The 10,529-nt window shown below is 55.3% G+C and carries 10 protein-coding genes and 1 pseudogene; 4 read left to right on the forward strand and 7 right to left on the reverse strand.

Going from position 1 to position 10,529, the window contains the following annotated elements:
• The first annotated feature begins 21 nt into the window (after positions 1 to 21).
• The 3 genes from pstB (at position 22) to Q3V30_RS21385 (ending at position 2,882) form a co-directional block, all read left to right on the forward strand.
• Complete coding sequence (gene pstB / locus Q3V30_RS21375) at positions 22 to 792, forward strand: phosphate ABC transporter ATP-binding protein PstB (protein WP_306209263.1); 771 nt, start codon at positions 22 to 24, stop codon at positions 790 to 792.
• Between the two features lie 17 nt (positions 793 to 809).
• Positions 810 to 1,547: a phosphate signaling complex protein PhoU gene (gene phoU, locus Q3V30_RS21380; protein ID WP_306209265.1), complete on the forward strand. Its 738-nt coding sequence runs from the start codon at positions 810 to 812 to the stop codon at positions 1,545 to 1,547.
• Between the two features lie 99 nt (positions 1,548 to 1,646).
• Positions 1,647 to 2,882 carry an MFS transporter gene (locus tag Q3V30_RS21385; RefSeq protein ID WP_306209267.1) on the forward strand — a complete coding sequence of 412 codons (1,236 nt, stop codon included), beginning with the start codon at positions 1,647 to 1,649 and terminating at the stop codon, positions 2,880 to 2,882.
• 67 nt (positions 2,883 to 2,949) lie between these two features.
• Here the strand turns inward: Q3V30_RS21385 and yieH are convergent, their stop codons facing one another.
• Positions 2,950 to 3,612 (reverse strand): 6-phosphogluconate phosphatase, encoded by a 663-nt coding sequence (yieH, locus tag Q3V30_RS21390; RefSeq protein WP_306209269.1) that lies wholly within the window; start codon positions 3,610 to 3,612, stop codon positions 2,950 to 2,952.
• Between the two features lie 208 nt (positions 3,613 to 3,820).
• On the opposite strand from yieH, the gene Q3V30_RS21395 reads away from it, so the two are divergent.
• Positions 3,821 to 5,134, forward strand: a complete 1,314-nt coding sequence (locus Q3V30_RS21395; protein ID WP_306209272.1) for an NCS2 family permease — start codon at positions 3,821 to 3,823, stop codon at positions 5,132 to 5,134.
• A 65-nt stretch (positions 5,135 to 5,199) separates the two neighbouring features.
• Here the strand turns inward: Q3V30_RS21395 and Q3V30_RS21400 are convergent, their stop codons facing one another.
• From Q3V30_RS21400 to rpmH, 6 genes and pseudogenes are all read right to left on the reverse strand, one after another.
• Positions 5,200 to 5,940 carry a 4'-phosphopantetheinyl transferase family protein gene (locus Q3V30_RS21400; RefSeq protein WP_306209274.1) on the reverse strand — a complete coding sequence of 247 codons (741 nt, stop codon included), beginning with the start codon at positions 5,938 to 5,940 and terminating at the stop codon, positions 5,200 to 5,202.
• A gap of 249 nt (positions 5,941 to 6,189) precedes the next feature.
• Positions 6,190 to 7,554, reverse strand: a complete 1,365-nt coding sequence (gene mnmE / locus Q3V30_RS21405) for a tRNA uridine-5-carboxymethylaminomethyl(34) synthesis GTPase MnmE (RefSeq protein ID WP_306209276.1) — start codon at positions 7,552 to 7,554, stop codon at positions 6,190 to 6,192.
• 84 nt (positions 7,555 to 7,638) lie between these two features.
• Positions 7,639 to 9,282, reverse strand: coding sequence for a membrane protein insertase YidC (gene yidC, locus Q3V30_RS21410; RefSeq protein ID WP_306209278.1), 1,644 nt, complete (start codon positions 9,280 to 9,282; stop codon positions 7,639 to 7,641).
• A 2-nt stretch (positions 9,283 to 9,284) separates the two neighbouring features.
• Positions 9,285 to 9,543 (reverse strand): annotated as a pseudogene (yidD, locus tag Q3V30_RS21415) (membrane protein insertion efficiency factor YidD).
• Positions 9,507 to 9,866 (reverse strand): ribonuclease P protein component, encoded by a 360-nt coding sequence (gene rnpA, locus Q3V30_RS21420; protein ID WP_034889333.1) that lies wholly within the window; start codon positions 9,864 to 9,866, stop codon positions 9,507 to 9,509. Before rnpA ends, yidD begins: the two are co-directional and overlap by 37 nt.
• 17 nt (positions 9,867 to 9,883) lie before the next feature.
• On the reverse strand, positions 9,884 to 10,024 hold the full coding sequence (rpmH, locus tag Q3V30_RS21425; RefSeq protein ID WP_003849659.1) for a 50S ribosomal protein L34: 141 nt from the start codon (positions 10,022 to 10,024) through the stop codon (positions 9,884 to 9,886).
• Between the last annotated feature and the right edge of the window lie 505 nt (positions 10,025 to 10,529).

Consider the following 10,529-nt stretch of genomic DNA (forward strand, 5'->3'; position numbering starts at 1 on the left):
CGCGAATAAGCGAGAAACAGAATGGCTGACAACACCTCACGTAAGATGATTCAGGTTCGTGATTTGAACTTTTACTACGGTAAATTTCATGCGCTGAAAAACATCAATCTGGATATCGCCAAAAACCAGGTGACCGCCTTTATCGGCCCGTCAGGCTGCGGCAAGTCCACCCTGCTGCGTACCTTTAACAAGATGTTCTCACTTTACCCGGAGCAGCGCGCCGAAGGCGAAATCATGCTGGATGGGGAAAATATTCTCACCGCCAGCCAGGATATCGCCCTGCTGCGCGCCCGCGTGGGCATGGTATTCCAGAAGCCCACGCCGTTCCCGATGTCCATTTATGACAACATTGCGTTTGGCGTACGTCTGTTTGAAAAGCTGTCGCGCGCTGATATGGATGAGCGCGTGCAGTGGGCGCTGACCAAAGCGGCGCTCTGGACGGAAACCAAAGACAAACTGCATCAGAGTGGTTACAGTCTCTCGGGCGGCCAGCAGCAGCGTTTGTGCATCGCGCGCGGTATTGCCATTCGCCCTGAAGTGCTGCTGCTTGATGAACCCTGCTCTGCGCTGGATCCTATCTCCACAGGCCGAATTGAAGAGCTGATCACCGAGCTTAAGCAGGATTACACCGTAGTTATCGTCACGCACAACATGCAGCAGGCTGCACGGTGCTCCGATCACACGGCCTTTATGTATCTGGGCGAACTGATTGAGTTCAGCGACACCGACACGCTGTTCACCAAGCCGCATCAGAAACAAACTGAAGACTACATCACTGGCCGCTACGGTTGAGTTGACTGGAGAATACGATGGATAACCTGAATCTGAACAAACATATCTCCGGACAGTTTAACGCCGAGCTGGAGCATATCCGTACCCAGGTATTAACCATGGGTGGGATGGTTGAGCAGCAGCTCACGGATGCGATTACCGCTATGCATAACCAGGATGGCGAACTGGCGAAGCAGGTAATTGATGGCGACCAGAAGGTCAACATGATGGAAGTGTCGATTGATGAAGCCTGTGTGCGCATTATCGCCAAACGCCAGCCAACCGCCAGCGATCTCCGTCTGGTAATGGCGATCATCAAAACCATCTCCGAGCTGGAGCGCATTGGCGATGTGGCCGAAAAAATCAGCCGCACGGCGCTGGAGAAGTTTGGTCAAAGCCACCAGCCGCTGCTGGTGAGCCTGGAGTCGCTGGGCCACCACACTATCCAGATGCTGCATGATGTGCTGGATGCGTTTGCGCGTATGGATCTCACGGCGGCAATTGAGATCTATCGCGAAGACAAGAAAGTCGACCAGGAGTATGAGGGCATCGTGCGTCAGCTGATGACCTATATGATGGAAGATCCGCGCACCATTCCCAGCGTGCTGACCGCGCTGTTCTGTGCTCGTGCTATCGAACGCATCGGTGACCGTTGCCAGAACATCTGCGAAATTATTTTCTACTTCGTTAAAGGGCAGGATTTCCGTCACGTTGGCGGTGACGAGCTGGATAAGCTGTTAACCGGCGACAGCAGCGGCGAGAACAATCCCACCTGATCCCTCCTCTGGCCGGGTTCGCCCGGCCTGCGTTTTTCGTCTGGAATGTAACCGCTGAAAACGTATACTTGCCGCACGACATTCTGGCAAGGAACACTCATGACACAAAAGAGGCCTGTAAAGGGCGCCACTCCGGGTAAAGCGATGCTGGCGGCCATCAGCGGCTACGCAATGGACGGATTCGATCTGCTGATCCTGGGCTTTATGCTGCCCGCCATCAGTCTTTCACTGGCGCTGAATCCTTCTCAGGCCGGCTCGCTGGTAACCTGGACGCTGATTGGCGCAGTCATGGGCGGCATTATCTTTGGTCATCTCAGCGACCGCTTCGGGCGCATTCGTGTGCTGACCTTTACTATCCTGATGTTTTCTCTCTTTACCGGGCTTTGCGCCATTGCGCAGGGTTACTGGGATCTGTTGCTCTATCGCACGCTGGCGGGCGTGGGTCTGGGCGGAGAATTTGGCATCGGGATGGCGCTGATCGCTGAGGCATGGCCTGCCAACAAGCGTAACCGCGCTTCGGCCTGGGTTGGCATCGGCTGGCAGCTGGGCGTGCTGCTGGCGGCGTTTATCACCCCTTTCCTGCTCGGCCATATCGGCTGGCGCGGCATGTTTCTGGTGGGGCTGCTGCCTGCCCTGGCTTCGTTTGCCATCCGCCGTGGCATGGGCGAGCCGGAGGGCTTCACCCGGCATGTTGACGTCAATCAGGGGCTCTCTTTCTCCGCCCGCATCAGGCTGCTGTTTCGGGATGCCGCCACCACTAAAGCCAGCCTGGGGATCTTTATCCTCTGCTCGGTGCAGAACTTTGGCTATTACGGTTTGATGATCTGGATGCCGAGCTATCTCTCCAGCAATTTTGGCTTCTCACTGACTAAATCGGGACTCTGGACCGCGGTGACGGTGGTAGGAATGACCTTTGGTATCTGGCTGTTTGGCGTACTGGCTGACCGCTTCGCCCGCTGGAAAATTTTCCTGCTTTATCAGTTCGGCGCGGTAGTGATGGTGATTGTGTATGCCCAGCTTCGCGATCCCACCGTAATGCTCTTTACCGGCGCGATTATGGGCATGTTTGTGAACGGTATGATTGGCGGCTACGGCGCGCTGATTTCCGACACCTATCCAGCCCAGGTCCGTGCCACGGCGCAGAACGTGTTGTTTAACCTTGGTCGCGGCGTGGGCGGCTTTGGTCCGCTGGTGATCGGGCTGCTGGTGGCTAACCTCTCCTTTACGGCAGCCATTACTCTGCTGGCGCTGATCTACCTGCTGGATATTGCGGCCACGCTGTTTCTGTTGCCCAAAAAGCAGGGGAGCGAGGATGCGCTGGGGGCCATTGGCTGAAGTCAGGCAGAAAGCCTGACCAGCAGCGGCAGAGAGGCCACCGGGGTATTCTCCTCGCCCCGGTGCTTCAGCCCGCGATATCCCAGCCGCGTTCACGCCACAGCGCCGGAAGCTGCGACATCGCCGTAAAAGAAGTGACCAGCGGATGATCGAGCGGCTTGTTGTGCGCATCCGCACAGAAGTAAAACACCGGAATGCCCGCGGCGATACCGGCTCTGGCTCCCGCTTCCGAGTCATCCACCAGAATACACTGCTCAATTGCCACGCCCATCTGTTCTGCTGCGTGCAGCATCAGCGCCGGATCGGGCTTCCAGCTTGAGATGTCATAGCCGCTGTACAACCGGTCATCAAAATGGTGCAGCATGCCGGTCAGGCCCAGCGAGTGCTGCATTTTAGGCACGGTGCCGTTAGAGACCACGCACATCGGTACGGTGACCTGCTCCAGCAACGTTTTTGCACCTGCGATCGGCTTCAGCTCCCGATCAAAAAGGCGCGCCACCTCTTTACGATAGGCTGGCTCAAACTCTTCTCTGGTCACAGTAAGATGATGCTCTGCACAGACCTCGTCGATGATCTCGTAGAGCTTGACGCCTTTATACTTTTCAAACATCTCCTGCAGCGAAAGTTCGCCGCCAAACAGGGCAAAGGTGTTTACATAGGCCTGGGTACAGAGCAGCTCGCTGTCTACCAGCGTGCCATCACAATCAAAAAATATGCAGCCAACGGTCATTACACACTCCCTTCGTTGTTTTCTCGTCCTTTCACTTTACTTCACTGACGAGGGTTTGCGCTTAACAAATGTCAATTCCAGTTAGTGGTCGCGATCTTGCGGAAAAAACAGCGCAATCGGTTGCGAAAAATAGTGCGGGTGGCTACCAAATTTAATTTTTTAGTTTAGGATAGCCGTCGATAACTTTTCTCCGTTTTGGAACCACTCAATGAATAATCCAGGCCTACTACAGCGGATCTTTAAACTGCAGGAACACGGTACGACAGTGCGTACTGAAGTGATTGCTGGTTTCACCACTTTCCTGACCATGGTCTATATCGTGTTTGTTAACCCGCAGATCCTCGGCGTGGCGGGGATGAACACCCAGGCGGTTTTCGTCACCACCTGCCTGATTGCCGCGGGAGGCAGCATCCTGATGGGCCTGGTGGCTAATCTCCCGGTTGCGCTGGCACCGGCGATGGGCCTGAACGCCTTCTTTGCTTTTGTGGTGGTAGGCGCCATGGGCATCTCCTGGCAGGTTGGCATGGGCGCCATCTTCTGGGGTGCGGTTGGCCTGCTGCTGCTGACGATTTTCCGTATTCGCTACTGGATGATTGCGAATATCCCGGTCAGCCTGCGGGTGGGGATTACCGCCGGGATTGGTCTGTTTATTGCGATGATCGGCCTGAAAAATGCCGGCATCGTGGTACCCAATAAAGATACGCTGGTGGCGGTAGGGGATTTAACCTCCCACAGCGTACTGCTGGGCGCGCTGGGCTTCTTTATTATCGCCATCCTGGCCTCACGTAATATTCACATCGCCGTGCTGGTCTCGATTGTGATCACTACCCTGATTGGTCTGGCGATTGGCGATGTCAAATATGGTGGCGTGTTTTCGGCCCCAACGGGCGTGACTTCCGTGCTGGGTCAGGTTGATCTGGCGGGTTCGTTCAACGTCGGCATGGCTGGCATCATCTTCTCCTTTATGCTGGTAAACCTGTTTGACTCCTCCGGTACGCTGATTGGCGTGACGGATAAAGCGGGTCTGACCGACGAGAAAGGTACTTTCCCGCGCATGAAGCAGGCACTGTATGTAGACAGCATCAGCTCCGTAGCGGGTGCTTACATCGGTACCTCTTCCGTGACCGCCTACATTGAAAGCTCTTCAGGCGTCTCCATCGGTGGCCGTACAGGACTGATGGCGGTGGTGACGGGCATTCTGTTCCTGCTGGTGATGTTCCTGTCACCGCTGGCAGGCATGGTGCCAGCCTATGCGGCTGCCGGTGCGCTGATTTACGTTGGCGTGCTGATGACCTCCAGCCTGGCCCGGGTGAAGTGGGATGATCTGACTGAAGCGGTTCCTGCGTTTGTTACTGCCGCAATGATGCCGTTCAGCTTCTCTATTACCGAAGGTATTGCGCTGGGCTTTATCTCCTATTGCGTGATGAAGCTGGGCACCGGCCGCTGGCGTGAAATCAGCCCGTGCGTGGTGATCGTTGCGCTGCTGTTTGTGCTGAAAATTGCCTTTATCGACGCCCACTGATCCACAGACAGGCCGTGAAAACGGCCTGTTTCTCCCCCTTTCCCGCCTTTTTGGCTTCACCACGCCTAAACACTTCCTGCTCTCTCCGCTGGCATGCTGGTCAGACGCAGCACGCGTTCGCCCATATTGGCTTTGTTAAGCTGAATTTCCTGCAGCCGGATCCAGTTCTCCTGCTCATCAAGCTCCCACAGATGCAGCCGTTCGCTACCCGGGGAAAAGGCGCAGGACCAGAGCAGCAGCGGCTCAACGTCTGAAACGGCCTGAATATCGGGAAAATTGAGCGCTCTTAATCTGCCCGACGCGGGATGTAAGCGCAGCGAGTCTCCCGGCTTTTCTGCCTGGTCCGTCAGCTTCAGCAGGCTTTTGCGCATTGCCCAAAGCTGGGTAGCTGCCTCAATCGGGTCGGTCTGGGCGTTGATCCAGGCTCTCTCTCCCGAAGAGAGATCGCGCAGATAGAGATCCATCGTCTGACGGCTGTGGGCACGCATAATCTCCATCCCCAGCCCGGCTCTGCCACCCTCTTCGGCCAGCAGGACACCAACGATGCTCCCGGCATAGCCAATACTGAAGTCAGGCAGATCGCGATCGACAAAGCGGGGACGGCCACAGGAGGAAAAGGTTAATTCGGGAAGTTGAGTAATACCGTAGATGCGCAGCATCAGTTCAGCCAGCAGCGAACGGGCAGCGAGATAACGCAGGCGGCGCTTTTCAGGCAGCGTACCGGCAAAATCGATCAGGTTTTGAGGGAGGCGTGGCACCCGAGGCGTCCACTGGTCAAGCGTCCGGCGTGCAAAATGACCTGCCATCTGTCGCTCCGTGAAAATGGTCTGTAAATCATCTCTCTTATTGTAAGAATTTTCTTAGCAAATATCATCACGCATTGTCCGGAAATGGTGAGTTTCAGATAAAGATCAGGTTTTGGGTGTGAGCGGCGGGAAAATGAACAGCAGAAGGGCGGGACCGCCAGAAAACTCGCTCTGCCGGTCCGGGCTAATGGAGAGGGCTGACAAAGCTGAGAGCAGCGGCTGAGGGGGAATAGCAGCCGCTGCCCTGGCTTATTTACCGATACAGAAGCTGGAGAAAATGCGGCCCAGCAAATCATCGGAGGTAAACTCGCCGGTGATCTCGCTCAAGGCCTGCTGTGCCACGCGCAACTCTTCGGCAAGCAGCTCGCCAGCGCGTGCGCCCAGCAGCTGATCGCGTCCCTGAAGTAAGTGAGTGGACGCTAACTCTAGCGCCTGCAGATGGCGGCGGCGGGCCAGAAAGCCGCCCTCCATGTTGCCGGAATAGCCCATGCTCTCTTTCAGATGGTTTCGCAGCACATCGATACCGTCACCGGTGCGGGCAGAGAGTCGAATAAGTGAGTGGCCATTTACTTCTGTTAAGCCCTGCGGTTCGCCCGTTACGTCAGCTTTGTTACGCACTACCGTAATCGGTAAGGAGCCCGGAAGGCGCGCAATAAAGTCTGGCCAGATTTCAGCGGGTTCTGTCGCGCCGGTTGTGGTGCCGTCCACCATAAACAGCACGCGGTCGGCCTGCTCAATCTCCTGCCAGGCGCGCTCAATGCCGATACGCTCTACCTCATCGCTGGCTTCACGCAATCCCGCCGTATCAATCACATGCAGCGGCATACCGTCGATCTGAATATGCTCGCGCAGGACATCGCGCGTGGTACCAGCAATGTCGGTCACAATGGCGGCTTCGCGGCCTGCCAGCGCATTCAGCAGGCTCGATTTGCCGGCATTAGGCCGCCCGGCAATCACCACCTTCATCCCTTCACGCAATAAACTTCCCTGGCGGGCTTCGTTGCGCACCCCGTCGAGATCGCCGATCACCTGGTTCAGCTGCGCTTCGATTTTACCGTCTGACAGGAAGTCAATTTCCTCATCGGGAAAGTCGATAGCCGCTTCCACATAGATCCGCAGGTGAGTGAGCGCTTCCACAAGATTGTTTACACGCAGCGAAAAAGCCCCCTGCAGCGAGTTCAAAGCGGAACGCGCAGCCTGCTCTGAACTGGCATCAATCAGATCCGCAATCGCTTCTGCCTGCGCCAGATCGAGCTTGTCGTTAAGGAACGCACGTTCAGAGAATTCACCCGGGCGGGCAATGCGCACGCCTGGCAGGGCCACAATCCGCTTTAACAGCATATCGAGGATGACCGGACCGCCGTGACCCTGCAGTTCCAGCACATCTTCCCCGGTGAAGGAGTTGGGGCCGGGGAACCACAGCGCGATGCCCTGATCCAGCGCGTTGCCTTCGCTATCGCGAAAAGGCAGGTAATCGGCATAGCGCGGTTTTGGCAGCTTGCCCAGCAGCGCCTGAGCCACCACTGACGCCTGGCTGCCGGAAACCCGCAGAATACCTACACCACCGCGGCCTGGCGGTGTCGCCTGAGCGACAATAGTTTCGCTGTGATTCATAGTTAACTCTCTTTTTAAGGCAAAAAATAGGGCGGTCATCTGACCGCCCTATTTTACTGGGTTATTTGCGGTTATTCGCGCAAATTACGCTTTCTTCTTGTCGCGGCTGTGTAAGCCACGCTTTTCCAGGCCGCGATAGATCAGCTGCTGCTGGATAATGGTGACCAGGTTACTGACGATGTAGTACAGCACCAGGCCTGAAGGGAACCACAGGAAGAACACGGTAAAGATAACCGGCATAAAGGTCATGATCTTCTGCTGCATCGGGTCGGTCACGGTGGTTGGCGACATCTTCTGAATGAAGAACATCGTCACGCCCATCAGGATCGGCAGGATGTAGTAGGGGTCTTGCGCAGAAAGGTCATGGATCCAGAGGGCAAACGGCGCATGGCGCAGCTCAATCGAACCCATCAGCATGTAATAGAGCGCCAGGAAGATAGGCATCTGGATAACTAATGGCAGACAGCCGCCCAGCGGGTTCACTTTCTCCGCTTTATAGAGCGCCATCATCTCCTGACTCATGCGCTGCTTATCATCACCCATACGCTCACGCATCGCCTGAATCTTCGGCTGCAGCATGCGCATTTTTGCCATGGAGGTGTACTGCGCCTTGGTCAGCGGGTACATGATGCCACGCACAATAAAGGTGATAACGATAATCGAGAAGCCCCAGTTACCGATAAAGCTGTGCAGGAATTTCAGCAGTTTGAACAGCGGCTGCGAGATAAACCACAACCAGCCATAATCCACCGTCAGGTCGAGATGCGGCGCGATAGCGGCCATCTTGTCCTGAATTTCCGGGCCTACCCACAGGGTGGCGGCCAGGTTTTGCTGCGAACCAGGCGCGATGGAAACCGGTGAGGATTTGTAGCCGACAGCGGCAATACCGTTACCCAGATTACTGGTGTAAAGCGTATTGGTCCCGTTGGTACGCGGCACCCAGGCCGTAGCGAAATACTGCTGAAGCATCGCCACCCAACCATTGTTGGTGGTGGTGCTCAGGTTTTCGTTATCGCTGATTTTATCGAATTTGTACTTCTCGTAGTTGGTCTCACTGCTGGAGTAAGCGGCACCACGGAAAGTATGCAACGCAAAATTGTTGCTGCCGGTATCACGATGTTTAGGCAGGTCGATGGTCTGCTTCAGCTGACCAAACATCGCCACTTCCAGCGGCTGCTGGGTGGTGTTGTTGATCTGGTAATCCACGTTGATGGCAAACTCACCGCGCTTCAGGACGAAGGTTTTGGTGTAGGTTACGCCGTTCTCAGCGGTGTAGGTCATCGGGATACGCAGTTCGCTCTGACCATCCGCCATCTCAAAGCTATCCTGAGTGGTGGTGAACAGAGGACGCGCGCCGTTAGCCGGATTGTCCGGGCCGTTACGACCGGTCAGACCGCTTTGCGCCTGATACAGAAAACCTGGGGTAGTTTCCAGCAGCTGGAATGGCTGTGAAGAACCCAGTTTGTCCGGGTAAGTCAGCAGCTGGGCCTGTTCAATATCGCCACCACGGGTGTTGATATGTAAAGACAGGACATCAGTCTTAACGGTGATCGTTTTGCCCTGGCCGCTGGCAGGGACACCCTGGTTTGCGGCATCACCGGTTGCTGTCGTGTTTTGCGTGGTCTGCGTCTGCACAGGCTGCGGAGCATGGTCCGTCTGCCAGGCTTGCCAGATCATAAAAGACACGAACAGAAAAGCGATGAGAAAAAGATTGCGTTGCGAATCCATCGTTAATGTTCTCTGGTATCAATGGTTATGTGGCGGCACCGGATCGTCGCCACCCGGGTTCAAGGGGTGGCATTTTAATACGCGTTTCAGCGTCAACCAACTGCCTTTTACCACCCCAAACCTGCGCAATGCCTCAATTCCATATTGAGAACAGGTGGGGTGGAAACGACAGTGGGGGCCTAGTAGCGGGCTTATCGCGCGTTGGTACACGCGAATGGCCGCTATCAGGAGCCGCGAGCCAGGCGACAGTGACGACGCCATAGTTTCTCCAACGCTTCCGTCAGCGCACGGTTATCCAGGTCAGCCACGCCTTTTTTCGCCACGATCACAAAATCCATTGCTGGAAGTTCATGCTGACGCAGGCGAAAACTCTCGCGGGTCAATCTCTTGATCCGGTTGCGTTCATGCGCGCGTTTGACGTGTTTTTTAGCGACGGTAAGACCGATGCGGGGATGCCCCAGCGAGTTCAGGCGGCCGAGAATAGTAATTTGCGGCGTGCCAGCTCTTTGTGGCTGCTGGAAGACGAAAGTGAAATGAGTGGGAGTTAACAAACGTAACTCCCTGGGAAATGCGAGCTTAACCACTCAGCGGTTAGCTTTTATTACTTAGAAACGGTCAGACGTGAACGGCCTTTAGCACGACGACGTGCCAGAACCTGACGACCATTTTTTGTTGCCATACGAGCACGGAAACCGTGTGAACGGTTACGCTTCAGTACGGACGGTTGAAAAGTGCGTTTCATGGCGATTTCTACCTAAACTTGGAAAATTTTCACTTGGTGACGCGTTTTGATGGTCAGAAAACCGACCGACGCCTCAGTGTGTCTTTAATAAAGAGGCGGGATTGTAATAATTGTACAGTCCGGAGTCAATTTACTTCGCGTTAAAAAGCCGCGCCTGGATATCCCATTCGACCGCAAAACCAGCCGGTTTGGGCCAGAGCGCAATACGCCGGGGCAAGAATTATACGGCGTCTGGAATAAAGCGCAAGGATCGGCCAGGATCTTCTTGCGATCCTCTTGCATTACGTTTGCGATAATAACGTGACGGCACCTTTAAAATTCGAGGAAAGCAGACGATCCTGAATGCCTTTTATGGCCGAAAGCCTACACTTATCCCCGCGAGTCTGGGCCTGTGGATAAATTGGAACAAAACTGTGTAGAAAGTGAAGATCTCTGCTTCGCTTTACGCTATGATCCGCCCTTCCGTTTGCGATCCTCCGGGTCGATCAGTGGCGGGATAACCGCG

Origin of the sequence: Erwinia pyri (genome assembly GCF_030758455.1) — a bacterium.
Lineage (GTDB): Bacteria > Pseudomonadota > Gammaproteobacteria > Enterobacterales > Enterobacteriaceae > Erwinia > Erwinia pyri.